This is a genomic window from Aeromonas sp. S18(2024) (genome assembly GCF_041402525.1).
Classification (GTDB): Bacteria; Pseudomonadota; Gammaproteobacteria; order Enterobacterales; family Aeromonadaceae; genus Aeromonas; species Aeromonas enteropelogenes.
Map to the genome: position 1 here is coordinate 29,947 of NZ_JBGLQV010000013.1, position 23,804 is coordinate 53,750.

At 53.8% G+C, this 23,804-nt stretch carries 22 protein-coding genes; 14 read left to right on the plus strand and 8 right to left on the minus strand.

Annotated features, from left to right (window positions below; genetic code table 11):
- The first annotated feature begins 105 nt into the window (after positions 1-105).
- The 4 genes from ACB034_RS18100 (at position 106) to ACB034_RS18115 (ending at position 4,179) form a co-directional block, all read left to right on the plus strand.
- Positions 106-639: a hypothetical protein gene (locus tag ACB034_RS18100; RefSeq protein WP_371173405.1), complete on the plus strand. Its 534-nt coding sequence runs from the start codon at positions 106-108 to the stop codon at positions 637-639.
- Positions 640-1,260: 621 nt separating this feature from the next.
- The gene (locus tag ACB034_RS18105; RefSeq protein WP_371173406.1) at positions 1,261-1,911 is read left to right on the plus strand and encodes a hypothetical protein; all 651 of its coding nucleotides are present in this window, start codon (positions 1,261-1,263) and stop codon (positions 1,909-1,911) included.
- 239 nt (positions 1,912-2,150) lie between these two features.
- Positions 2,151-2,810 carry a hypothetical protein gene (locus ACB034_RS18110; RefSeq protein WP_371173407.1) on the plus strand — a complete coding sequence of 220 codons (660 nt, stop codon included), beginning with the start codon at positions 2,151-2,153 and terminating at the stop codon, positions 2,808-2,810.
- Positions 2,811-3,165: 355 nt separating this feature from the next.
- Complete coding sequence (locus ACB034_RS18115) at positions 3,166-4,179, plus strand: RelA/SpoT domain-containing protein (RefSeq protein ID WP_371173408.1); 1,014 nt, start codon at positions 3,166-3,168, stop codon at positions 4,177-4,179.
- 58 nt (positions 4,180-4,237) lie between these two features.
- Here the strand turns inward: ACB034_RS18115 and ACB034_RS18120 are convergent, their stop codons facing one another.
- Both ACB034_RS18120 and cysS read right to left on the minus strand, forming a co-directional pair.
- Entirely contained in the window at positions 4,238-5,155 is a 918-nt protein-coding gene (locus ACB034_RS18120; RefSeq protein WP_371173409.1) for an IS5 family transposase, read from the minus strand.
- Positions 5,156-5,740: 585 nt separating this feature from the next.
- Positions 5,741-7,117: a cysteine--tRNA ligase gene (gene cysS / locus ACB034_RS18125; RefSeq protein ID WP_371173410.1), complete on the minus strand. Its 1,377-nt coding sequence runs from the start codon at positions 7,115-7,117 to the stop codon at positions 5,741-5,743.
- Between the two features lie 200 nt (positions 7,118-7,317).
- Here cysS and ACB034_RS18130 point away from each other — a divergent pair, with 200 nt between their 5' ends.
- Genes ACB034_RS18130 through lpxH form a run of 3 tightly spaced genes read left to right on the plus strand, consistent with a single transcriptional unit; the run spans position 7,318 to position 9,288 of the window.
- A complete protein-coding gene (locus ACB034_RS18130) occupies positions 7,318-7,815 on the plus strand; it encodes a peptidylprolyl isomerase (protein WP_026457729.1) in 498 nt (165 codons plus the stop codon).
- The gene (locus tag ACB034_RS18135; protein WP_371173411.1) at positions 7,805-8,542 is read left to right on the plus strand and encodes a DUF4269 domain-containing protein; all 738 of its coding nucleotides are present in this window, start codon (positions 7,805-7,807) and stop codon (positions 8,540-8,542) included. Before ACB034_RS18130 ends, ACB034_RS18135 begins: the two co-directional genes overlap by 11 nt.
- Positions 8,539-9,288: a UDP-2,3-diacylglucosamine diphosphatase gene (gene lpxH / locus ACB034_RS18140; protein WP_371173412.1), complete on the plus strand. Its 750-nt coding sequence runs from the start codon at positions 8,539-8,541 to the stop codon at positions 9,286-9,288. Before ACB034_RS18135 ends, lpxH begins: the two co-directional genes overlap by 4 nt.
- Before the next feature lie 127 nt (positions 9,289-9,415).
- On the opposite strand, the gene emrD is transcribed toward lpxH, so the two are convergent.
- The 3 genes from emrD to ACB034_RS18155 form a co-directional block, all read right to left on the minus strand.
- Positions 9,416-10,615: a multidrug efflux MFS transporter EmrD gene (emrD, locus tag ACB034_RS18145; RefSeq protein WP_042071809.1), complete on the minus strand. Its 1,200-nt coding sequence runs from the start codon at positions 10,613-10,615 to the stop codon at positions 9,416-9,418.
- A gap of 261 nt (positions 10,616-10,876) precedes the next feature.
- Positions 10,877-11,539, minus strand: a complete 663-nt coding sequence (locus tag ACB034_RS18150) for a glutathione S-transferase family protein (protein WP_026458135.1) — start codon at positions 11,537-11,539, stop codon at positions 10,877-10,879.
- A 147-nt stretch (positions 11,540-11,686) separates the two neighbouring features.
- Entirely contained in the window at positions 11,687-12,142 is a 456-nt protein-coding gene (locus ACB034_RS18155; RefSeq protein WP_371173413.1) for a hypothetical protein, read from the minus strand.
- Between the two features lie 197 nt (positions 12,143-12,339).
- Here ACB034_RS18155 and suhB point away from each other — a divergent pair, with 197 nt between their 5' ends.
- Positions 12,340-13,143 (plus strand): inositol-1-monophosphatase, encoded by an 804-nt coding sequence (gene suhB, locus ACB034_RS18160; protein ID WP_026458137.1) that lies wholly within the window; start codon positions 12,340-12,342, stop codon positions 13,141-13,143.
- Between the two features lie 316 nt (positions 13,144-13,459).
- On the opposite strand, the gene ACB034_RS18165 is transcribed toward suhB, so the two are convergent.
- Positions 13,460-15,091, minus strand: a complete 1,632-nt coding sequence (locus tag ACB034_RS18165) for a methyl-accepting chemotaxis protein (RefSeq protein WP_371173414.1) — start codon at positions 15,089-15,091, stop codon at positions 13,460-13,462.
- A 337-nt stretch (positions 15,092-15,428) separates the two neighbouring features.
- On the opposite strand from ACB034_RS18165, the gene ACB034_RS18170 reads away from it, so the two are divergent.
- From ACB034_RS18170 to pseC, 6 genes are all read left to right on the plus strand, one after another.
- Complete coding sequence (locus tag ACB034_RS18170) at positions 15,429-16,361, plus strand: ZIP family metal transporter (protein WP_042028824.1); 933 nt, start codon at positions 15,429-15,431, stop codon at positions 16,359-16,361.
- Between the two features lie 160 nt (positions 16,362-16,521).
- Entirely contained in the window at positions 16,522-17,214 is a 693-nt protein-coding gene (mtnN, locus tag ACB034_RS18175; protein ID WP_042028825.1) for a 5'-methylthioadenosine/S-adenosylhomocysteine nucleosidase, read from the plus strand.
- The gene (locus ACB034_RS18180) at positions 17,211-18,173 is read left to right on the plus strand and encodes a cobalamin biosynthesis protein (RefSeq protein WP_371173415.1); all 963 of its coding nucleotides are present in this window, start codon (positions 17,211-17,213) and stop codon (positions 18,171-18,173) included. The genes mtnN and ACB034_RS18180 overlap by 4 nt, the downstream gene beginning before the upstream one ends.
- Positions 18,166-19,002 (plus strand): cobalamin-binding protein, encoded by an 837-nt coding sequence (locus ACB034_RS18185; RefSeq protein ID WP_371173416.1) that lies wholly within the window; start codon positions 18,166-18,168, stop codon positions 19,000-19,002. Before ACB034_RS18180 ends, ACB034_RS18185 begins: the two co-directional genes overlap by 8 nt.
- Before the next feature lie 149 nt (positions 19,003-19,151).
- The gene (gene pseB, locus ACB034_RS18190; RefSeq protein ID WP_371173417.1) at positions 19,152-20,156 is read left to right on the plus strand and encodes a UDP-N-acetylglucosamine 4,6-dehydratase (inverting); all 1,005 of its coding nucleotides are present in this window, start codon (positions 19,152-19,154) and stop codon (positions 20,154-20,156) included.
- Positions 20,153-21,298 carry a UDP-4-amino-4,6-dideoxy-N-acetyl-beta-L-altrosamine transaminase gene (gene pseC / locus ACB034_RS18195; RefSeq protein ID WP_371173418.1) on the plus strand — a complete coding sequence of 382 codons (1,146 nt, stop codon included), beginning with the start codon at positions 20,153-20,155 and terminating at the stop codon, positions 21,296-21,298. The genes pseB and pseC overlap by 4 nt, the downstream gene beginning before the upstream one ends.
- A 170-nt stretch (positions 21,299-21,468) precedes the next feature.
- Here the strand turns inward: pseC and ACB034_RS18200 are convergent, their stop codons facing one another.
- Complete coding sequence (locus ACB034_RS18200; RefSeq protein ID WP_371173419.1) at positions 21,469-22,590, minus strand: methyltransferase domain-containing protein; 1,122 nt, start codon at positions 22,588-22,590, stop codon at positions 21,469-21,471.
- On the minus strand, positions 22,590-23,801 hold the full coding sequence (locus ACB034_RS18205) for a hypothetical protein (protein ID WP_225632842.1): 1,212 nt from the start codon (positions 23,799-23,801) through the stop codon (positions 22,590-22,592). The genes ACB034_RS18200 and ACB034_RS18205 overlap by 1 nt, the downstream gene beginning before the upstream one ends.
- Between the last annotated feature and the right edge of the window lie 3 nt (positions 23,802-23,804).

Genomic DNA, 23,804 nt, shown 5'->3' on the forward strand with positions numbered 1-23,804 from the left:
CCCGAGGGTACTGCCCTAGCCGGTAGGACTTATAAAAGATAAAAATGTAGAGTGCATTTAAAGTTATTTACTCTCATATTTATTAACACAATGGTTAATAACAACATGCAAATATCAAAATTAATAACAAAAATTGAAAACAATGCATTCTCTGAGAAAGAACTGATTAACTTATTCAACAACGCGACATTAAATAATAAGATAAATGAAGAGGACAAAGCACTTCTTATTTTCTCTATAGAGAAAAACACTCGCCTTCGATTTCCAAAATCGGCAAAAAAAATTTTTGGAGCCAAGGAATCTTTTGCAGAAAGTAAACTTGAGAAACTATACCAAGAGTTATGCAAAGAATTCAATCTAAGTAACAATCGGCTTAAAAATGGCGTAAAGGCTGGCGGATTAATGATATCTGGTGAATTTCATATCGATGTTTATATGTCATATAAAAACATCGAAAATCATGGTGTAGCCATAGCCCTTACACAACCAGACATAGAATCTGAATTAACCGTCACAGTAAAACGATACAAAACTTACGGTAGAGACTCTGGCACTATTAATGTTCACGAGAGCAATATGGATGATTTTGATAATTCCGCTCAAATATATAAAGCATACATTCAGGAACTAATTCAATAGATTAATAAAGGCGCATAACACAATCCGCCATCCCTATTGCAGCAAGCAAACCCGCGCCGAATCGCCGAATAGAGGTGCCATTCACTTCGTTCATGCCACCGCGGCAACCATCCCCTCTCCCCTTGCGGGAGAGGGTTAGGGTGAGGGGTCGGTAACATCATTGCATGGCGGAATATCGGCCCCCTAAATGGCATGGCTTCGCCATGCAGGACACGAGGACTCCGTCCTCGACGGGGTTTCGCCGCCGCTGCGCGGCTTGGCGAGTGACTTTTCTTTGCGTGGCCAAAGAAAAGTCACCAAAAGAAAGGCCACCCCCACTTGTTCGCCCTCCTGCGTCGGGTTCCCTCGGTTCACCCGTTTGTCCCACGGCACGCGCCGATGGGCCATCCATGGCCCAACGGCGCTCGCTCGGCGTCCTGCCTCGCGGCCTGGGCAAACGGGCTCACCTCGGCGAACAACAGGGGGGCAAAACCCAGCCCGCAGCCCAGTTAACGGCTCCCTGTGTATTTGGGGAATGGCTCGTATTGAAAGTCAGATAAAGAATTTTTAGCCGTTATATCATCTTATTTCTCGAACGTCAGATTATGCTTCGCTAATCGAATCTACCACTCAGAGGTTTTTATGAAATATTTTTCCACATTGTTTTTTGCATTGGCTGTAAATACAGCACTTGCAGAGGAACCGGGTCAAGAGCATATCACTTCAAAGGTGATTGGCGAGGCTATGGGAGATTTGGACAAAGATGGTATCGATGAAAAAGTCATTGTTCTGGATACTGGGTTGGACGGTGAAATAGGAACACAAAGAACACTGCTTATATATAAAAAGAAACAAGATAAGTGGGCCTTATGGCACTCTTCGCAAGGGCCAATATTAGATAGTGCTCATGGTGGCATGATGGGGGATCCATTCATCAGCGTTGATATACAACGAGGGGCTATCGTCATTGATCATTTTGGTGGTAGCCGTCATAAGTGGAGTTACACTCATAGATATCGTTTTAATAATAAAGCATGGTATCTAATTGGTGCCACAATAAATTATGGAGCACCATGCGAAGGTTTCTTTAACTTCGACTTCAATGTAATGACAGGAAAAGCCATTTATAAAACATATCAAGATGGTTGCATTGATGAAGAGGTTGCATCGAATTTCAAAACTGAACAGAAAGAGATCTCCGTCCCCGTTACTAAGCCTATTGACATGGATGGGTTCTATCCAGGCTCGAACAAACTGGACATAAAAGAAATTGGACAAGAAATTTATTACTAACCTTCCCCCTTCACAAGGGAATATTTCACATTCCTCACCTTGGCAAACAGTCTGGGCAACACCTGCTCCCCAATCCGAGGGAAATATAAAATAAAGGGGCAGGCCGAGTAACTAATTACACCCTATATGATTCAGCTTGGAAATAGAGGTGTAATTCACTTCGTTCATGACACTCTACGATACACACCGCTTTCTATAGAATAATTCCTTATCAGACGATAAGCATTTTCGGGATTTACATGAACAACGAATTAATTAAAAACTTGAAGTCTTTTAACCGTAAAGAGCGGTTTTACCTAATTGGTCAAATGCTGGGGAACCCGGAGTTTCGCATGGATGACAACCAGCTTGATAAGATATCAAAGCTAATCGGTCTCACCATCCCCAGAAAATACTTTGCTGCAATGGATTACCACCTTGACTGGATCTATGCAAGCTTGTACCTCACTAAAAACAACTCTAAGAGCTGCGTAGAACGCAATTTCATAGAGGAAAATGGAATTGCAATTGACTATCAAATATCAGGCACTCAAGAAGATGTCGACTTTCTTCTTGCCTTTGTTGACGAAAAGCAAATAACCCACCTTGTGATGATTGAGGCTAAAGGCGATAGCTACTTTAGTAATGCTCAGTTAGACAGTAAAAACAAACGATTCAAGGCTATTTTCGGCAATGAAAATACATGGCCAAATGTAAACCCTCATTTTTTAATTTGCAGTCCTAAAAAGCCGCAAAAGATAAACATTGAAGAACCCGCCTATTTTATATTTAACGAAGAATTAGAGATTACTTGGTTTCCGCTCGATATGAGCGATGACAAAAACAAAGTAACTCGGTGGGGTGAAGACAATAAACCATGTAGCGATGGTAACTATTGGGTAGTGGAAAGTCGTTCATAATACTTAAATTACATTCTCTTACGGAATAGCTTTATCTTATATCACACCTCACAACCGTATGGTTACGCATGATTATTTCACCAATGCAACAAATTAAATCTATTTTGTTGCACAAATGAATAATGAACGTGAATACAGCAACCAGCAGCACACTGCCCTATCTGGGAATTGCCGTATGTTGAAGACCCGATAGTGAGCATTTAACTGGGATAAAAGATGATTTCTCGAACGCCAGATTACGCTTCGCTAATCGACATTATGCCAATTGGAGGTGACATTTAAAAATCAAAAAACAGCAAAACATGACCATTTTAACGACACAATTCTGACAAAATCATAAGTGATAATAATCTCCATGTATAAATTACAACATTCAAAAAAAGAAATCGGAAGAGCCGGTGATAGGCTGGTTATTTCGGCTAAAGACGCAATACCATATGATGATATGGACATTAATATACTGCACTCTTGGAGAATGGCTCATCTATATCCACTTCAACAAATTGAATTTTATTTAGAAAGGGAAGCGTTGAAAATAAACCAAAAGGTAATAACATCGTCCAGAATAAAAAGGACACCATCTATAATTACAAAACTTATTCGATTCCCAAAAATGAAGCTACATAAGATGCAAGACTTGGGTGGATGCAGAGCAATTTTAGCAAACGTCGATGAAGTATATGAACTAGAAGGCGTAATTCAAAGCCTCAAGTTCCAACATCAACTTATTCGTGTTGACGACTATATGCGAGATGTAAAGCCATCTGGCTATAGAAGCATGCATTTAGTTTACGCATTTCACAATAAAAAACACCCTGAGTTAAATGGTTTAAGAATTGAAATTCAGGTAAGAACTACTATCCAACATAGCTGGGCAACTGCAGTTGAAATGGTAGGACTGTTTAGGCGAGAATCTCTGAAGTCTAGCCTTGGTGATGAGTCATGGTTAAGGTTTTTCAGACTTGTCTCAGATTTATTTCATATGATTGACTCTAAAAATATCGGCCATTACAACCAAACATCTGATGAAATAAAAGCCTTGGCAAAAAAACTACGTGTATTTGAAGTTTTAGATGCATACAATAAAGTCGTTCAACATATTGAGAATGACATAAAAACAGATAACGGCGTGTATGTTATTTTACTTGATACAGAAAAACGTTGGGTCAAAATTGATAATTTTAAAAATCAAAATTTCAAAGCGGCAGCAGATGCCTACATACAAGCAGAGAAATACTGTATCAAAAATGATTCTTGTGAAGTAGCAATGGTGTCTGTAAATGATATATCACAATTAAAAAATGCTTATCCAGCATATTTCTTAGATACCAAAACATTTTTAAACAATATACGAAGGTTCGTTTTCTAAACGGCGTTGTTGCCCAAATCAGCCAGCAAGTCATGACTTCCCCAGCCCCAAGTGACCGCTACACTTGGGGCTTTCTGACAAGTAGGCCCAGGGTATTCAGCTTGTTTATGGCGCTTACATACGCCATGACTTCTCCCACTTGGCCGTTGTAGTTACGCAGACTGATTTTCCCCGCCAGCAACTGCTTGAACCGATACATCGCCGTCTCTGCCAGCGAGCGACGGTGATACCCCGATATCTTCTTCCAGTGCGCCAGCCCTTCCTTGCGCATCACCAGCACAGCGTCATTTCTTGGGTGTCCCTTTTTCCATAACCCCGCGCTCTTGCGAGGTGGGATACAAGCTGTCGCCCCTTTGCGCGAGATAAGCTGATGGCTGGCTTTGCTGTCATAGGCGCCATCTGCATAAACTCGTCCCAGCTTGCGCCGCAGTGGATTGAGCAAGGTGGGCAACACCTCGGCATCATGGACATTTTCCAGCGAGACTTCCGCCGCCACGATATCGTGGGTCACCGGGTCTACCGCCAGGTGCAACTTGCGCCAGACTCGCCGTTTCTCGGCGCCGTGTTTTCTGACCTTCCACTCGCCTTCACCAAACACCTTCAGACCGGTTGAGTCGATAACCAAGTCGGTAATGCGTCCCTTTGGGGGCTGTCGATAGGCCACTGTCACCGTACGTGCTCGCTTGCTGACACAGCTATAGTCCGGTGCGCACAACGGCACATTCATCAACTCGAACAGGGAGTCGAGTAGTCCCTGAGTGGCCCGCAGAGTGAGGTTGAAAATCCCCTTGAGCATCAGGAAGGTACAGATGGTCTGGTCGGTGTAGAGCGGGCTGCGTCCCCGTCGCCCGTGATGGTCGTGGTGGAACCAGTTGTTCATGGCGGCGGCATCAACCCAGAAGGTGAGAGAGCCACGGTTAATCAGAGACCTGTTGTATTGAGGCCAGTTGGTGATGGGGTGAAGCGACGTGCCCATGATGCAGACTTGAAGGGGATGGTGGTGATCAGATCACCGCGTCCTCAGTTAGTTCCATTCAAACTGCATCGATTTGGACAACAACGCAGTTCGCTGCCCAAGCCAGAACTCTATTTAACCAGCCTCGGTCCCAGAGCGGAATAAGCTGTCAATGTGAACGCTAAAGCCACAGGCGGGCACGGTATTCGTTCCCCCTACAAACCGCTGAGTCGAGTTCAACGGGTCAGGAGCGCCATCAGGGATGATGGCGCAGCCGGCACAGGGGCCAAATTGGATCAGGGCGAGCACTGCTCGACCCCGATTTGGCGCGAGAACAAGGATGTTCGAAGCGGGCGGTTTGCCGGGGGAGAAGACCTTTGGTGTTATTTGCCAAAGAGAGCGGGTCTTTCAAAAGTCACTCGCCAAGCCGCGTAGCGGCGGCGAAACCCCTTCGAGGGCAAGGCCCTCGCCTCCTGCATGGCGAAGCCATGCCATTCAGGAGAGAGGGAAGGTGCCAGCCCTCAGACAGACCACAAAAAAACCGCAGCCCTTGAGCTGCGGTTTTTTTATTGGCTCAACCTGTTGCCAGCAACAGGACAACCGGCCTTAGGCACGGCGCCAGCTGGTTTTGCCAGCGCTGTCTTCCAGCACGATACCCATCTCGGTGAGACGGTTGCGGGCGGCATCCGCCGCGGCCCAGTTCTTGTCGGCGCGGGCCTGATTGCGCTCGGCGATCAGGCGCTCGATTTCGGCAACCTCTTCGTCCGCTTCATCCCCCTTGAGGAAGGCCTCGGGGTCTTGCTGCAGGATGCCAAGCACGGCGCCCAGCTCGCGCAGACGGGCACCGAGGCCGGCGGCGACATTGATGTCTTCCGCTTTCTGGCGGTTGATCTCACGCACCAGGTCGAACAGGGCGGAGTAGGCTTCCGGGGTGTTGAAGTCGTCATCCATGGCCTCAACAAAACGGGCCACCTGCTCGTCACCACCGGCAGCAGTGGCTTCTGGCAGGTCACGCAGGGCGGTGTACATGCGCTCCAGCGCGGCGCGGGCTTGTTTCAGGTTATCTTCCGAGTAGTTGAGCTGGCTGCGGTAGTGGCCGGACATCAGGAAGTAACGGACGGTTTCCGGATCGTAGTGAGCCAACACGTCACGAATGGTGAAGAAGTTGCCAAGGGATTTGGACATCTTCTCTTTATCCACCATCACCATGCCGCTGTGCATCCAGGTGTTGACGTAGTCGCCACCGTGGGCGCAGCAGGACTGGGCAATCTCGTTCTCGTGGTGGGGGAACTGCAGATCAGAGCCACCGCCATGGATGTCGAAGTGGTTGCCAAGGTGCTTGGAGTTCATGGCGGAGCACTCGATGTGCCAGCCGGGGCGGCCCGGGCCCCAGGGGCTGTCCCAGGTCGGCTCGCCGGGCTTGGACATCTTCCACAGCACGAAGTCCAGGGGGTTGCGCTTGGCATCCACCACATCGACACGGGCACCGGCTTGCAGCTGCTCCAGATCCTGGCCGGAGAGCTGGCCATAGTCGGCGTAGGACTCGACGATGAACATGACATCGCCGTTATCGGCCACGTAGGCGTGGCCCTTGTCCAGCAGGGATTGCACCAGTTCGATGATTTCACCGATGTGCTGGGTGGCGCGCGGCTCGATATCCGGGCGCACCATGCCGAGGGCATCAAAGTCAGCGTGCATGTCGCCGATCAGGCGCTCGGTCAGCTCGTCACAGGTGACGCGAGTTTCGGCTGCGCGTTTGATGATCTTGTCATCCACGTCGGTGATGTTGCGCACATAGGTGAGATCGTAACCGGCATAGCGCAGGTAACGGGCGACCACATCGAAGGCGACGAAGGTGCGGCCGTGGCCGATATGACAGTGATCGTAGATGGTGACACCACACACATACATGCCCACCTTGCCCGGGTGGATAGGTTTGAATTCTTCTTTTTGACGAGTGAGTGTGTTGTATATCTTCAGCATCTTATAACCACTGCCTGTGTGTAAAATGGTTGGTCATAATACCCCGTTCGACCAGAGAAAACGAGCCGGATCCCGCCTGCCATCTATGTCTTGACGCCAGATGCACTATGCCCGCCGCCCCTGATGGGCTAGAATTGCCACCACTTTATGCCATACACCCGCGGGCCTGCCTGGCTCGCTACAAAACGAAGGGACAACTCATGGTCACTCTGCATACCAATCACGGCGACATCACCCTCACCCTGAATGCTGAAAAAGCCCCGGAAACCGTGGCCAACTTCCTGCAATACTGCCGTGACGGTCACTATGACAACACCATCTTCCACCGCGTGATCGACGGCTTCATGATCCAGGGCGGCGGCTATGCCCCGGGCTTCGAAGAGAAAGACACCCGCGCTCCGATCAAGAACGAAGCAGCCAACGGTCTGTCCAACAAGATTGGCACCATCGCCATGGCCCGCACCATGGAGCCGCACTCCGCCAGCGCCCAGTTCTTCATCAACGTGAACAACAACGACTTCCTCGACTTCAAATCCGCCACCACCCAGGGCTACGGCTACTGCGTATTCGGTGAAGTGACCGCGGGCATGGACGTGGTCAACAAGATCAAGGGCGTCAAGACCGGCAACTACGGTCGCATCCACCAGGACGTACCGGTTGAAGACGTGGTGATCACCAAGGTGACCCTTGCCGAGTGATCTCTGCCGGCCAGGCTCTGACAAAACTGCGGCCCCGGCCGCAGTTTTTCCATCTGCCGCCCCAAACTGGCGCCATCTCGACTATCTGGCCCACGGCAACCCGCGCCAGCGCTCCGCTCACGCCTTTCTGACTGCGGGCCTGTGGGCGCGCTTGCAAGAGCTGTGCAGCGACGTGGCCATGGTCAGTACTCTTGCCATCGGGCTGGATCGGCCGGGCAGCGATCTCGATATCCTTTGTCAGCATCCGCTGCCATCTAACCTTGCCGCTCAACTGCGCGATCAGGGGTGGCTGGCGAGCGACAAGGGGGAAGGCGTCTGGCTGCTCGAGCGACTTTTTGCTGGCCCGGACGGGCACTCCTGGCCGGTGGAGCTCTATGTCACGCCGGCTGCGGTCGAGACTCTCAACGGCTGGCGCCACCTCACCCTGATGGCCACCCTGCTGGCGCACTTTGGGGATGATTTTTATCAGGCGTTGCTGCGTCTGCGCTTGGAAGAAGGCCTCAAAGGCGAGGCTGCCATCTGCCGCCTGCTGGGGCTGGCCGGCGACCCTTACGAGGCACTGTTGACCCTGGAGGGACGCAACCTGGCCACACTCACGTGGCAGCGGATGTCTGATCCTGCCCGGCCTGCAGTTGTCCAGACGCCGCCATCACCCCTTGCCGACCCCGAAACAGCCGTTCATTGCCCCTCCCCGGATCCGACCCTGAGCACCGACACGCCACCATGAGCACCCTCTTTATCAGTGACATTCACCTGTGCGCCCAGCGACCCGACATGACGGCGGCACTGGTGCACTTTCTCGAGCACGACGCCGTCGGCGCCGATGCCCTCTATGTGCTGGGGGATCTGTTTGAATTCTGGATTGGCGACGATGATCCCAACCCGCTCCACCAGACCATCGCCGACGCGTTTTTGGCCCTGAGCCAGCAAAACGTGCCCATCTACTTTATTCACGGCAACCGCGACTTTCTGCTGGGCCAGCAGTATGCCAAGCGCGCCGGCATGACATTGTTGGGGGATCCTTGCGTCATCGAGCTCTATGGCGAGCGGGTGGTGCTGAGTCACGGGGATCTGCTCTGCACCCTGGATGAGGGGTATCAGAAGTTTCGTCGCATCACCCAGCTCAAATGGCTGCGCTGGCTCTTTCTGCGCCTGCCGCTCCCCCGCCGGCAGGCCATCGCCTGCAAGATGCGCGGCCAAAGCCAGATGGAAAATGCCTACAAGAGCCAGAGCATCATGGACGTGACGCCCGCGGCGGTGGATGCCATGCTGCGCAGCCACGACTGCCGGATGATGATCCATGGCCACACCCACAGGCCCGCCATCCACGACTTTACCCTGGACGGCCAGCCGGTGCGGCGCATCGTGCTGGGGGACTGGTTCGAGCAGGGCTCGGTGTTGGTCTGCCGCCCGGGCGAGCAACGGCTGGAGCAGCGCCCCCTCCCCCAGGCAGACATGACATCGCAGAGGTAAGCGAGCATTTACCCGCGCAGGCCAAAAGCGTGCGCGCCACATAACAAAAGAGGCCATGACCCCGACGGGTCATGGCCTCTTTTTATTGGGCAAGGGACTGGCTCGATACGCGCCAGCCGCGATGGCGTCAGATTGCCATCTGCTCGTGGGGGGAGCCGTGGTGGCGCAGCCAGACAAAGCTCAGCGCCACGATCAGCACCATCAGGGTCATGATGGCCCCCAGGGTCACCTGGCCGGTCATCGGGAAGCAGGCCGCCAGCAGGGTGACAACACCCGCCCCCAGGTTCTGCATGCCGCCCAGGATAGCCCCCGCGGTGCCCGCCTGGCCCGGGAAGGGCTCGATGGCGCAGGAGGTGGCGGTCGGGTAGAGGATGCCGCTCCCGATGAAGTAGACGGCAGCCCCCCCGATCAGTGACGCAGCACTCACTAACCCGAACAGGCCCGGCAGCAGAATGATGAGCGAGCCGAGTGCCAGAAACGCGATGCCCAGACGCATCAGCTTGCCCTGGCTCAGGCGAAAGCTCAGCTTGGCCGAGAGCCAGGCCCCGAACAGATAACCCGGCAGCGGCAACACAAACAGCACGCTCACGGTGCGGGCACTCAATTTCAACACATCCCCGAGCAGCACGCCGGCGGCCGCCTCAAAGACCGCCAGACCGGAGAAGGTGGCCATCAGGCAGAGCAGGTTGCCCTGAAACTTGGGGTTGCCCAGCACATGGCGATAGGCTGCCCCCACCCGCAGCGGTTGCTGGCGGGCGCTCACCGGCAGGGTCTCGCCAAACCAGGCCATGATGGCCAGGGTTGCCACGGCGCCAAAACCGAACAGGAACCAGTAACCGGCGCGCCAGTTGAACAGCTCGGTCAACCAGCCACCCAGCACGGGGGCCAGCAGCGGGGAGAAGATCACCCCCATGCTCACCAGGCTGTTGGCGCGGTTGAGCTCGGCGCCACTATAACGGTCGCGCATCACGGTGCGGCTCATGGCGCCACCCGCACCGGTTCCCAGCCCCTGAATGAAGCTGCCCACCAGCAGGGCCGCGAAGTGAGGGATCAGCTGGATAGTCAGGGTCCCCAACAGAAACACCATCATGCCGATGATGAGCACTGGGCGACGACCGATGCGATCCGACAGCGGCCCATAGACAAACTGGGAGAGGCCATAGGGAATGAGGTAACAGGCCATCACCGCCTGCAGCTGACCGGAGGCCACCTGAAAGTCCCCCGCCATCATGGGAATGGAGGGGACATAGAGGGTCTGGGTCATCTGGCCCACAGCGACCATCAGAATGGTCAGGAAAAACAACGGATAAAAACTGTGCCGATCCATATCAGTCCCAAAAAATCGTCAAAAAGCTGCCGCCCCCCGGCGCAGAAATGGCCCGGGAGAGTCTCTTCACAGAAACAGTGAGTCAATCAAATCAGTGTTGGAAACAGGAGGCGGGGAGCCCGCCCGACCATCGCACAGGACGCTTGATGGTATGGGGGCATGATAGTGATTCAGCTCACAGAAAACGAACGAATCTTTATAATCAGCTTGCCTTAGTTTTTCTAATATTACGGGGCATTCCGCCCCGTCTGCAGTTAAAAATCAACGCGTTACCATCTGCTGTGCCTGCTTGATCAGATCCTCCGGCTGCTCCTTGCGCGGCGGAATGGTGATCCCCTTCTGGCAGGCAGGACGGGACTCCATGCGCGCCATCCAGGCCTGCAGATGAGGCAGCCCCTCGATGGAGATCCCGCTCCAGTCGTAGATCCGCACCCAGGGCCAGGTGGCAATGTCGGCGATGCTGTACTCATCGGCCAGATACTCGTGGTGGGCCAGATGGCTGTCGAGCACCTCGAACAGGCGGCGCCCCTCCTTCTGGTAACGCTCGATGGCCGCCGGGATCTTCTCGGGGAAGTAGCGGTAGAAGACGTTGGCCTGCCCCATCATGGGGCCAACACCGCCCATCTGGAACATCAGCCACTGGATGGCCCGGGAGCGGCGCTTGGGATCCTGCGGCAAGAGCTTGCCCGCCTTCTCGGCCAGATAGAGGAGGATGGCGCCGGATTCGAACACGGCGAAGTCATCGTTGTCCCGATCGACGATGGCCGGAATGCGGCCGTTGGGGTTGATGGCCAGAAATTCGGGCTTTTTCTGATCCAGTGCCGACAAGTCGAGCGGGATCACCCGATAAGGCAGCCCCAGCTCCTCGAGGGCTATCGCCACCTTGAAGCCATTGGGGGTCGCGGCGGTATAAAAGTCGATCATGGTCACTCCTTGGTTACGCAGATGGGGCCACCGGGCACTCATTTCCTCCGGCGGCGGGATCCTGACCCACTCTCTAGTAACACAAACGGCGCACCCAGTGCCAGTGATGGCACTGGGTGCGCCGTTTGTCGACCGATGGCGACGAGATCAGTTGAGGGTGGCGGCCGGCTTGCGATGGCGCAGCATGATGAGGCGGGATAGCAGCGGGAAGTAGGATTCCAGCTTGCGCAGCAGCACCCGGCTGCTGGCGGGATTGGCGAGATCCGACTCCTCCAGCACTATGCCGTTGGAGACGAAATAGAAGCGGGGGTCGCGCACATCCGGCCCGCAGATGGTCAGCTCCCTGTCCCCCTTGCGGATCAGCAGCGGCAACACCGGCAGCCCTATGGTGTCATCTTCCCCGCCCAAAAAACTGGCATCCTGCCAGGGGGTATTGCCATCGATCAGCAGGATCGCCGCCTCCGCCTTGGCTGGCTGCCACTCGGCAAGCGGCGTGACGCCGATGTTGGCAAAGTGGTCGCCATACTCTCTGGATGAACGCAAAATGGCCAGTAAACCTTCACTGGCGCCGGATACGTGCTGACTGACTACTGACAAGTTCATGATTCATGTCCCTATGCTCATGACAAACTGGGTTGATTGCAGGCATAAGACTAGCGCAGATCCGGCCTATATTGGAGCCGTCATATCTGGCAGTGGCAATCGAATGGCTGAATCGGGATAACAGTTGCCATCGGTGGAAATACTGGTATCATACCGCGTCCTTTTATCCCCGTTCTTTAACATCCAGTGGTGAACCTATGCATCCGATGCTGAATATCGCCGTGCGCGCTGCGCGCAACGCCGGTCAAGTTGTAGTAAAAGCCTTCTCCCAGCCCGAGAACATTGAGGCTATCCAGAAAGGCAGCAATGACTTCGTGACCAACGTTGACCGTGAAGCCGAAGCGGCCATCATTCATACCATCAAAAAATCTTACCCGGAGCACAGCATCGTAGCTGAAGAGTCTGGTGAGACTGCCGGTACCAATCCGGATTACCAATGGATCATTGACCCACTGGATGGCACGACCAACCTTGTCAAAGGCATTCCGCACTTCGCCGTTTCCATCGCCCTGCGCGTGAAAGGCAAGACCGAACAAGCCGTTATTTACGACCCGATCCGCGACGAACTGTTCACTGCTACCCGTGGTAGCGGCGCCCAGCTGAACGGCTACCGCATCCGCGTCGGCAAGGCCCGCGAACTGGCTGGTACCGTGCTGGCTACCGGCTTCCCGTTCAAGCAGAAGCACCATATCGAGCCGTACCTGAAGATGTTCCAGAGCATGTTCATCGAGTGTGCCGACATCCGTCGCTCCGGCTCCGCCGCCCTGGATCTGGCCTACGTGGCCGCCGGCCGTGTCGACGGTTTCTGGGAAATCGGCCTGAAACCCTGGGATACCGCCGCCGGCGAACTGCTGGCCAAGGAAGCGGGCGCCATCGTGACCGACTTCGTGGGTGGCCACAACTACGAAACCTCCGGCAACATAGTCGTTGCCAACCCGCGCGTGCTCAAAGAGATGCTCGGCAAGATCCGTGAAGAGCTGCCGGAGTCTCTGGCCAAATAAGCCAGCCCGTACTCGACATAACAAAAAACCGGCGCAAGCCGGTTTTTTGTTATCTGCCGCTCGTGGTTATGTGTCGCTCGTGTTTCCCCCTGCAAGGCGTTCGTGGCTTTGCGCCCTTGCAATCCAGGCTCTACCAAACCATCTATCGCTATAACCATTAACCCACTCTCCCCTTCCCTTCACGCTGACGCACACAGGCGCTGATTGCCACCTCCCCCCTCGAGATGGGGATTGGCAGACAATAAAAAACCCGGCCTAAGCCGGGTTGATATCAGCAATTCAGGCGTCTCTTCGCGCGCCTGAATTGATCTTGGTATCAGGCAAGATGAAAGCGCCCGATAGTCTGCTTGAGCCCTGCGGCCAGCTGGCTCAGCTCCAGACAGGCGCGCGCGGTATGATCGGCGCCGAAGGCAACCTCGTTGGCCGATTCGTTGATCCGCTCCACGTTGCGCCCCAGCTCGTCGGAGACCGCATCCTGTTCGCCACAGGCACTGGCGATCTGGATCGCCATGTCGGCGATCTGGGCAACTGCTTCTTCAATTTGCTGGATACCCGCCCCTGTCTGTTCGCTCTGGGTCACGCACTCGCGGATCATATCGCAGCTAAGTCCGGTCACCTCTTTGGCCTTGTTGGCACGAGCCTGCAGGGTCTCGATAATGGCCACGATCTCGCCGGTAGAGGCCTGGGTACGACCCGCCAGGGTACGCACCTCATCGGCCACCACCGCAAAGCCACGCCCCTGCTCACCGGCACGGGCGGCCTCGATGGCGGCGTTGAGGGCCAGCAGGTTGGTCTGATCGGCAATGCCGCGGATCACGTCCACCACCACATTGATCTGGGCAGACTCGCGCTCCAGCTCGGTCACCAGCACGCCGGCCTGCTCGATCTCTTCGGCAACCCGGGTGATCGCCACCAGAGAGTTGCGTACCTCCCGGTTGCCGCTGCGTGCCAGCGCATTGGCCGAGCTGGCGGATTCCGAGGCGATCTCGGTGTTGCCCGCCACGTCGGCGACGGTGGCCTTCATCTGGGTCATGGCCGTCGCCACCAGGGAGATCTCCTGCTGCTGGCTCTGGATCCCCTTGGCCGACTGCTCGGAGACGGCACTCACCTCTTCGATGGCGGTGCCCAGCTGGGTCACGGCGGCCACCACCTCTTCAATCAGGCCACGCAGGTTGTCCTGCATCTTGAGGGAAGCATTGGCCAGCGCCCCCAATTCATCGCGCCCCAGGTTGCGGCGATCCAGACGGTGAGTCAGATCCCCGCTGGCGATGGCGTGGGCCTGGGCCACCACGGCCTGTAGCGGCAGGCAGATCTGGCGGGTCAGGAACCAGGTCATCGCCATCATGAACAGCAACAAACTGCCGATGCTGACCATGGCCAGGGTGTTAAGCATGCTGACGCTGCCGAGCAGGCTGCCCCGGTTCTCCTTGACGAAGTCGAGGTTGACCCCGACCAGCTCGTTGACCGCCTGCTCCAAGGCGCCGAAAGTCGCGTTGGAAGCAAACAGTTGAGCCTGCGCCTCAGCGTGTTGGCCTGTGGCCAGCAGCTGATCGAACTCGCTCACCGAGCGGCGATAGCTCAACCAATGCTGCTTGGCCCGGTTGAATACCTGACGCTCATGGGCCGCTCCGACCGTGGCCTCATAGGCCTGGAAGCTGGTCTCTACTTTCTGGATATTGTTCTGGATCCGGCCACGACGGGCCTGCAGATCGGCACTGTCATCCACCATCAGCAGGGCAAACTGTGCCCGGCGCACATAGGAGACGTCATAGAGCAGGTTTTCCACCGACAGCACGCTCGGGAGGGTCGAGTCGGTAAAGTTCAGCACCCGATCACGCACGCTGCGCAATTCGCTGGAGAGAAACAGACCGAACAGCACGTTGACGGCGGCGATGATCGCAAAGACCACGGCAATCTTTTTGCCGATGGAGAGATTCTTGTAAAACATGGTGGCAGTGGGTCCTCGACTGCTGACTGGGTGTGGAGTGTGGCGATCACATCCCTGTGAGCTGATACCCGGACCATCCTGACGGGGAGATGCACAAAACGCGGGAAGAGGGCATTTGGCAAAGTCGCGCACTCTAGCACAAGGCGACAATGCCTTCATTTTTATTAAAAAAATTTAAATGGTGTTAATTCCTCCAGCGCCAAGGCCTCAGGCGGGTGCCCTACGCCAGTGCCCAACTGCATGCTATTTAGCTATGGGGGCAATCGCCTGCCTCGGGTAGACAAGGCGTCGGCTCAGGGATGTAATGAGCCTTATCTCTTTCTCATAAGGTCACCCGATGGACGATATGTCAGCCCTGCCCGCTTCCTCCTGGTCCCAACAACTGCGCGCCCAGATGCAATCCCGCCCCCGAACTGCCATCGGTCTCTTCATCGCGCTGGCGGCCGTATTGTTGTTGCTGTTGCAGAGCCTCGTCATGCTGGCGACGGAGGAGATCAGCAGCGGCATGCGTTATGGCCTCATCGGCGGGGCCGCCGGCTTTGCTGCCACCGCTCTCGGTGCCCTGCCCGCCCTCTTTCTGCGCGCCGTGCCGCAGCGGGTGGAGGATTCCATGCTCGGCTTTGCCGCCGGCATGATGCTGGCGGCCAGCGCTTTCTCCCTGCTGCTGCCGGGGCTCGATGCCGCCAGCGACATCACGGGCAACGGCTTTGCCGCCGCGGCCGTGGTGGTGGCAGGGATGACCCTCGGGGTGCTGCTGATGCTGGGGCTGGATCAGTTCACCCCGCACGAACACGACAAGACTGGCCCCTGCGGCCCGGGCCATGAGCAGTGCTCCCGGGTCTGGCTGTTTGTCTTCGCCATCGCCCTGCACAACCTGCCGGAGGGGATGGCCATCGGGGTCAGTTTCTCCCAGGGGGACATGTCGGTGGGGCTGCCGCTCACCACCGCCATCGCCCTGCAGGACATTCCGGAAGGGTTGGCGGTGGCGCTTGCTATGTGCGCCGCCGGTTTTCGCCCGCCACTGGCCGTGCTGGTCGCCATCGGCAGCGGCCTGCTCGAACCCCTCGGCGCCCTGCTCGGGGTGGGGCTCTCCAGTGGCCTGGCCATCGCCTATCCCATCGGTCTGGGCCTGGCGGCCGGCGCCATGCTGTTTGTGGTTTCCCATGAGGTGATCCCCGAGACTCACCGCAACGGCCATCAAACCCACGCCACCCTCGGCCTGATGGCGGGTTTTGCCCTGATGATGACCCTGGACACCGCCCTCGGTTAAACGATCACCATCCCTTCCCTCCTTAATTGTGGCGCCTCACGTTGGGGCGCCTGGGTTGCTCCCTGGCATTTCTCTTCTGGCGCTCGGCGCCGTCTTCATCTTTTGTTATGATCTACAGCAACTTAAATACAGCCTGACGGCTATCAAGACGAGGTCAGTGATGAAAGTAGGTATTATCGGCGCCATGGAACAAGAAGTGGCCCTGCTGCGCAGCCAGCTGAGCAACGCCACCACCCTGCAACTGGGTGGCTGCGAGTTCTATCAGGGGATGCTGGCCGGCAAAGAGGTGATCCTGACCCGCTCCGGCATCGGCAAGGTCGCCGCCAGCGTGGCCACCAGCCTGCTGCTGGAAAAATTTGCCCCCGATTGCGTGATCAATACCGGCTCCGCGGGCGGTTTTGCCCAGGATCTGCATATCGGTGACGTGGTGATCGCCAGCGAAATGCGCTTCCATGACGTGGACGTGACCGCTTTCGGCTACGAGATGGGCCAGATGGCACAGCAACCCGCCGCCTTCCCCTGCGACGAAAAGCTGATCACGGTGGCGCGCGAGTGCATCGCCGAGCAGGGTAAGCACCAGACCAAGGTTGGCCTCATCTGCACCGGTGATCAGTTCATGTGCAAGCCACAGGCCATCGCCAAGGCACGCGCCGACTTCCCGCAAATGCTGGCGGTCGAGATGGAAGGGGCCGCCATCGGCCAGGTATGCCACATGTTCAAGGTGCCCTATCTGGTGGTGCGCGCCATGTCTGACATCGCGGGCAAGGAGCAGGTGGAATCCTTCGACGCCTTTATCGAGGTGGCTGGCAAGCACTCGGCCGAAGTGATCATCAAGATGCTCGGCAAGCTGTGATCCCTATCGCATCGCTCGAATCGATGGCCGCCGATCTGCTTTCCACGACGGCGGCCATCATGTTGGGGGCCGCCTTGCTGGAGGCCCTCATTCCCCGCCCCGCCCACATCCGGCTCTCGGCCCTCACCCCGCAGCTCACCCGCCTTGGCCACAAGGTACACAGGGCGGACGGCTCGCCCAGACAACAGTTGCAGGCCGGCGTGCTGGCGATGCTGGTGGTCTGGCTGCCCTGCGCAGCTGGCCTCTGGTCGGTGCGCAATCTGGCCCTGAGCGAACCTCTGTTCGATCTGCTGTTTCTGCTACTGATGATTGAATCCCACCCGCTGCGGGAGCTAGCGAGCGCTACCCGGGCCCTTGCCTGCCAGGAGATGCTGCCACTGGCACGACTGCAGGCCGTGCCCTGGCTCAAGCGGGAGACCGACAAACTCTCGGTCATGGGGGTTGCCAAGGCAGTGAGCGAGAGCTGCGCCCTGCGCCTGGTGGGACAATGGGCCGGCCCCCTGCTGGGCTATGTGCTGGCCGGTGTACAGGGTGCCCTGCTCTGGCGACTGACCCAGCTGATGAGCCTGAGCTGGAGCATGAAGGATCCCGCATTCAGCCACTTTGGCCGCGCGGCGAGCGCCTTCTATCAGGCTCTCAATGCCCCGACCGTGCTGCTACTTGGCTTGCCCCTGCTACTGACCCGTCTCAAGCGTGCGGGCTGGCTGCTGCGAAGTGCTGCACTCTGGCCCTATCCTGCCATGGGTATCCTGCTGGTGCTGTTGGCGGACAAGTTTCAGACCCGGCTGGGGGGCCCGCGCTACTACCAGGGCACACTGCAACGCTGGCCCGTGCTGGGGCTCGGACAGGATCCCGGCGCCGACATGGCCACGCGGGTGCTCAATGTCTTGCAAGGTGTAGGCTGGGGATGGCTGCTGGTCGCCCTGGCGCTGACTCTGGTGGAACGCTGGCATGGTTAAACACACAGGTAAATGGATGGGGTTGCTGGCAGGTTTGCCATTCATGGCGATGGCAGCGATCCCGGAGCGGGTGGTGAGCGTGGTCCCCCACCTCACCGAGCTTCTCTATGAGATAGGGGCCGGCGACAAGCTGGTGGCGGTCGATGATGCCTCCGACTATCCCCCCGAGGTGACAGACAAGCCCAAGGTGGCGAATTACCGCAGCATCAATGTGGAAGCGCTGCTGGCCCAGAAACCGGATCTCATCCTCGCCTGGCGATCCGCCCAGTCGCGCATGCTGGCACCGCTGGAAAAGCTCGGCATTCCGGTGTTCTACTCCGAGCCCACCGATTTTGATTCACTGGCTGGCGAGATGCGGGCCCTTGGCAAGATGCTGGGGGTTGAGCAACGCGCCAACGAGGCGGCCGATCGCTATCTGACCAGACTGGCGGCCCTCAGGCAGCGCTACGACCAGCCGACCGGCGTCAAGGTGTTCTACCAGCTCTGGTACCCGCCGCTAACCAGTGCCAGTGGCCAAGCCTGGCCCGCCCAAGCCATCGAGCTGTGTGGCGGCATCAATGTGATGACCCATGCCAAGACCCCGTACCCCCAAGTCAGCCAGGAGCAAGTGATCAAGGCCAACCCTGGGCTGATCCTGGCGGGTAGTGACGATCCCGGCGCTCTGGCGCACTGGCAACAGTGGACCATGATAGACGCGGTCAAACAGGGACGATTGGCCCTCATCAACTCGGATGAGCTGCACCGCTTCACCCCGAGAGCCCTCAATGCCGTGGAGCAGGTCTGCTCCGCCATCTGGCAGAACTGGACTACGCCCGTTACGTCGCCTTAAGTCGTCATTACAATTAACTTTGAGAGTGATGACCTAAGTTCGCGTGTTAAAAGCGTTTTTGCGAATGGATCACACTCTTTGCATAAAAAGCTGGTACTTTATTTGCTAGCATATGATTCATCTACTGTTTTTCTGACGAGATGCCCGCAATGTTCAATGATAAAACGCTACTCATCACGGGTGGCACCGGCTCGTTTGGCAAGAAACTGGTCAAGACAGTACTGGAGCGTTACAAACCCAAACGCCTCATCATCTATTCCCGTGACGAGCTGAAACAGTTCGAGATGCAGCAGGTCTTCGATGCTCCCTGCATGCGTTATTTCATTGGCGATGTGCGGGATGCCAACCGCTTGACCATGGCGATGCGCGGGGTGGATTACGTAGTCCATGCCGCCGCCCTCAAGCAGGTTCCAGCCGCTGAATACAACCCCATGGAATGCATCAAGACCAATATTCACGGGGCCGAGAACGTCATCCAGGCCGCCTTGATCAATCAGGTGAAGAAGGTCATCGCGCTTTCCACCGACAAGGCCGCCAACCCGATCAACCTCTACGGAGCCACCAAGCTGGCCTCCGACAAGTTGTTCGTCGCTGCCAACAATATCGCGGGCCAGGATCCGACCCGTTTCTCTGTGGTGCGTTACGGCAATGTGGTCGGTTCCCGTGGTTCAGTCGTCCCCTTTTTCCAAAAGCAGATTGATCAGGGGGCTGACGCCCTGCCCATCACCCATGAGGAGATGACCCGCTTCTGGATCACCTTGCAGCAGGGGGTGGATTTTGTGCTGCGCAACTTCGAGCGGATGAAGGGGGGGGAAATTTTTGTTCCCAAGCTCCCTTCCGTTCGCATCACGGATCTCGCCCTTTCCATGGCACCCGAGCTGCCGCACAAGATTGTCGGCATCCGCCCGGGCGAAAAAATGCACGAAGTGATGTGTCCTGCTGACGACTCCTATCACACCTTTGAGTTCGACGACTTCTTCATCATCGGGCCGACCATCAACTTCAACAACCGCAACAACGACTTCTCGAAGACCGCCGCCGGCGAGAAGGGAAAGATGGTCGACTCGGGGTTTGAGTACAACTCTCGCAACAACCCAATCTTTCTGACCATAGAAGAGCTCAAGCAACTCAATCAGCAAGTGGTGATGGAATGATCCCGTACGGCAGACAATCGATCAGTGAAGCGGACATCGACGCCGTGGTCGGGGTCCTGAGATCCGACTTTCTGACTCAGGGGCCGGTCGTTCCCCGTTTCGAACAGGCGGTCGCCGATTACTGCAGCGCCCGCTTCGGGGTTGCGGTAAACTCCGGCACCGCCGCCCTGCACATTGCCTGCCTGGCGCTGGGAGTGGGCCCAGGTGACTGGGTCTGGACCTCTCCCATCAGCTTCGTGGCCTCTGCCAACTGCGCCCTCTATTGCGGCGCCCGAGTCGATTTTGTCGATATCGAACCCGATACCGGTAATATGTGCGCCGTGGAGCTGGAACGAAAACTGGTGGCAGCCAAGGCCGAAGATCGCCTTCCCAAGGTGGTGATCCCAGTGCACTTCGCGGGCCTGCCCTGCGACATGAAAGAGATCCACCGCCTGGGGCAAGAATATGGTTTTCGCATCATCGAAGATGCCTGCCACGCCCTCGGTGCTCGCTATCACGACGAACCCACCGGCAACGGTCGTTACAGTGACATCACGGTCTTCAGCTTCCACCCGGTGAAGATCATCACCACGGGGGAAGGTGGCATGGCCATGACCAATGACCCCGCACTGGCCAAGACCATGCGCCTGCTGCGCAGCCACGGCATCACCCGCGAACCGGAAGACTTTATCAACGAGTCGGACGGCCCCTGGTACTACGAGCAGCAAATGCTCGGCTTCAACTACCGTATGACGGATATCCAGGCCGCTCTGGGGTTAAGCCAGATGGCAAATTTAGAGGCATGGATTGAAAAACGTGGCGAGCTGGCCCGCCGCTACTTCGAAGCATTGGCGCCGGAGCTACTCCCTCGCTATTTCAGTGAAGAAAGGCGCAGTGCCTTCCATCTTTATGTACACCGCGTAGCCCCCGAGCAGCGCCTCCGTATCTTTGAGCAACTGCGGGCCCAAGGCATCGGTGCTAACGTGCACTATATGCCGATTTACAAACAGCCGTGGTATCAAAAATTAATTCAGATGCGCCAGCCAAATGCCGAACGGTTCTATACTGGAGCAATTACTTTGCCACTTTATCCCATTATTCGATGTGATGCGCAATCAAAAATAATTACGATATTATTGAAGAATATTAAAGCTCATTTTTGATATTTCTTCAGGTACTACAATATAACGAATTAGTCAGAGCAATATATATTCAGTATCATGTTATTTTGGGTCAAAAAACTTTAATCTAACGATCCGTTTGTAACAAGAGGACATAAAATAAAAACACCGGTTTAAACCGGTGTTTGATGAACCAGTCACATATAATCTAGCTATCGTTTTTTTGCCACATAAATCAGAAATAGCCCTTCAGTGTCATTCTCTACATCCCCTATGATAGGATCATGCTGTGACCATACCTCTTCAACTGATAATCCTGCAGATTCGAGAGCCTCAGTCATCTCACTATTAGTATAGTGTTTTATATGATAGGGGAAACGTTCAATATTAAAAGGTAGTTTTTCTTGATTAGGAGTTGAGACAATAAAATACCCATTATTTTTTAGCAACCTGACGATGTCAGATAAAAATAATGATGTAAAGTCAATATGTTCAAACGTCTCAAACGAGACAATTGCAGAATATTCTTCCTTCAAATTAGATATATCAGCAAGATCAAGAACACTATAATTTACATTTGTGTTATTATAATGTTTATTTGCAAAATCAATTGCTTCCTCAGATATATCTATACCTGTAACATTAGCACACGACTTGGATAATATAAAGGAACCATAGCCGATACCACATGCGGCATCCAACACATGATCTGTACTATTTAGATATCTTGTGGCAAACTCATACCTATTTCTATGGTCAGCTCTAATCAAACGCAATGATGAAGATATCTGTCTTTCACCTTTATCCATTGTTTTCTTAGCAACAGCATGTAGATGATAATTATCTTCAACATATACTTCTATATTGGAGAAACCTATACGCCCCAATAAAAATTCTAACCTTCTTTTATTGTATCCAGATTTATGCACATCCCAATAACTAGTATTATAATCTTTAAGATTTGGATTACATTCATCCTGCCACCCCCAAAAACCCGCAAATGCATGCCTCGCATCAGATTTAGGATTGCACAGTGTGTCTTCTGACCATTCGGCACTGAGCCATTGTTGAGCATGATAATCCATATCGGGAACAATTACGTGAATACTACCGCCTACTTTTAAAGCTTCATACCAGTCTCTTAATGCACAATCTGCTTCCATTGTTGTTAAATGCTCTAGCATATGCCTTGAATATATTTCATCCACATTATGTATATTTGAAGAAAGCTCCCATGCTGGGCATATAATATCAATCCCAGGTAACGCTCTAACATCTGTATGAATAAAACCATCCCGACGGTCATTACCTGCGCCTACATATATTTTCTTCATTAATATTTACCTGTCGTTAGCCAACTGAAATATAAAGGATCTACACTATATATCGAAACTTGAGAACTAATAATTGCAGCTAAAATCTTATCATTTTTTAAACATGGGTGTTCTAAAAGACAATTACCTTCACAATAAATATCTTTTCCTGCTAACGCAGCCTCGAAGATAACTGTTGAATTAATTCCATGAATCCTTTCAGCACCTAAAATAAGCGCTCTTGAGTCTTCATGAACAATGATAGCATTGCCAAAATCATAACTATATGAATTCAAATCTTTAGGGTGTGGTTTAAAAACTACTTTCAAATGACTATTTTTATAAAATTTATTTATATAATCAATAAAATCCTGCATACCATGATGGAATTGGGAGTTCATCATAATATTAGAATCATCTGGTAGCTGAAGTGGACAAAAGACATAGTCATGTTCTAGTTTAAATGGATTCACATTCTCAAAAAACTGTTTCTTTAAAGCAGCTAGTTTTTGATAGTCGGAGTCAGAAATCCATCCCAAATCATCAGTTGCCAACTCCCGATTGGCATTTATTCCCATTCTATCAAGATAGAAATATTCTTTTTGAGGAAAAAAACCGCACTCCGCATAAAGAAACTTCTTACCTATACTATGAATAAATTTTTTCACATCATCAAAGAGTACAGGTATAGAACCATTCCATAATACGATTGATATTGCATTTTTCAAGATAGAAAATTGATATTTTTGCCATGGATGAATTATTGCCACTGAAAACCCTTGACGCTTAATCTCAGATATTAAAGTTGACATCCAATAAGCACAGTGATCATTATAGTATGAGTCGATGATAACAACTTGAGGGATTGCATCTAATTTTTTTAATGAATAGGCACTCCACTCTTCATAACTGCCAATACCTACATACGGAGAAAAATCTAAAAATGTCAAACTTGCTATTTTTTTTATACCGCGACACTCTTCATAAATATTTTTGGCAATTTCATATCGCATAGTAGAGCCAATAACAACTATGCTAGGGCCATAATATAAATCATGTTTAACGTCAGCGATAAAATCAGATGAGTTTTTATAAATTATTGATGGTGGAGCTACACCTTTTTCATTCATGAATCTGCAAATTTTTTTCTGCGCTTCTCCTTCTCCAATAATGCACCATTCATCAATGTCTAGCCGTTCCAAATCAGGTATTTCAAAGCTAATGTTAAGCATTTC

Bases quoted from the DNA above. Each gene is read 5' to 3' on its own strand.
- ACB034_RS18100 (WP_371173405.1), top strand. From the start codon at position 106: ATGCAAATATCAAAATTAATAACAAAAATTGAAAACAATGCATTCTCT.
- ACB034_RS18105 (WP_371173406.1), top strand. From the start codon at position 1,261: ATGAAATATTTTTCCACATTGTTTTTTGCATTGGCTGTAAATACAGCA.
- ACB034_RS18110 (WP_371173407.1), top strand. From the start codon at position 2,151: ATGAACAACGAATTAATTAAAAACTTGAAGTCTTTTAACCGTAAAGAG.
- ACB034_RS18115 (WP_371173408.1), top strand. From the start codon at position 3,166: ATGTATAAATTACAACATTCAAAAAAAGAAATCGGAAGAGCCGGTGAT.
- ACB034_RS18120 (WP_371173409.1), bottom strand. From the start codon at position 5,155: ATGGGCACGTCGCTTCACCCCATCACCAACTGGCCTCAATACAACAGG.
- cysS (WP_371173410.1), bottom strand. From the start codon at position 7,117: ATGCTGAAGATATACAACACACTCACTCGTCAAAAAGAAGAATTCAAA.
- ACB034_RS18130 (WP_026457729.1), top strand. From the start codon at position 7,318: ATGGTCACTCTGCATACCAATCACGGCGACATCACCCTCACCCTGAAT.
- lpxH (WP_371173412.1), top strand. From the start codon at position 8,539: ATGAGCACCCTCTTTATCAGTGACATTCACCTGTGCGCCCAGCGACCC.
- emrD (WP_042071809.1), bottom strand. From the start codon at position 10,615: ATGGATCGGCACAGTTTTTATCCGTTGTTTTTCCTGACCATTCTGATG.
- ACB034_RS18150 (WP_026458135.1), bottom strand. From the start codon at position 11,539: ATGATCGACTTTTATACCGCCGCGACCCCCAATGGCTTCAAGGTGGCG.
- ACB034_RS18155 (WP_371173413.1), bottom strand. From the start codon at position 12,142: ATGAACTTGTCAGTAGTCAGTCAGCACGTATCCGGCGCCAGTGAAGGT.
- suhB (WP_026458137.1), top strand. From the start codon at position 12,340: ATGCATCCGATGCTGAATATCGCCGTGCGCGCTGCGCGCAACGCCGGT.
- ACB034_RS18165 (WP_371173414.1), bottom strand. From the start codon at position 15,091: ATGTTTTACAAGAATCTCTCCATCGGCAAAAAGATTGCCGTGGTCTTT.
- ACB034_RS18170 (WP_042028824.1), top strand. From the start codon at position 15,429: ATGGACGATATGTCAGCCCTGCCCGCTTCCTCCTGGTCCCAACAACTG.
- mtnN (WP_042028825.1), top strand. From the start codon at position 16,522: ATGAAAGTAGGTATTATCGGCGCCATGGAACAAGAAGTGGCCCTGCTG.
- ACB034_RS18185 (WP_371173416.1), top strand. From the start codon at position 18,166: ATGGTTAAACACACAGGTAAATGGATGGGGTTGCTGGCAGGTTTGCCA.
- pseB (WP_371173417.1), top strand. From the start codon at position 19,152: ATGTTCAATGATAAAACGCTACTCATCACGGGTGGCACCGGCTCGTTT.
- pseC (WP_371173418.1), top strand. From the start codon at position 20,153: ATGATCCCGTACGGCAGACAATCGATCAGTGAAGCGGACATCGACGCC.
- ACB034_RS18200 (WP_371173419.1), bottom strand. From the start codon at position 22,590: ATGAAGAAAATATATGTAGGCGCAGGTAATGACCGTCGGGATGGTTTT.
- ACB034_RS18205 (WP_225632842.1), bottom strand. From the start codon at position 23,801: ATGCTTAACATTAGCTTTGAAATACCTGATTTGGAACGGCTAGACATT.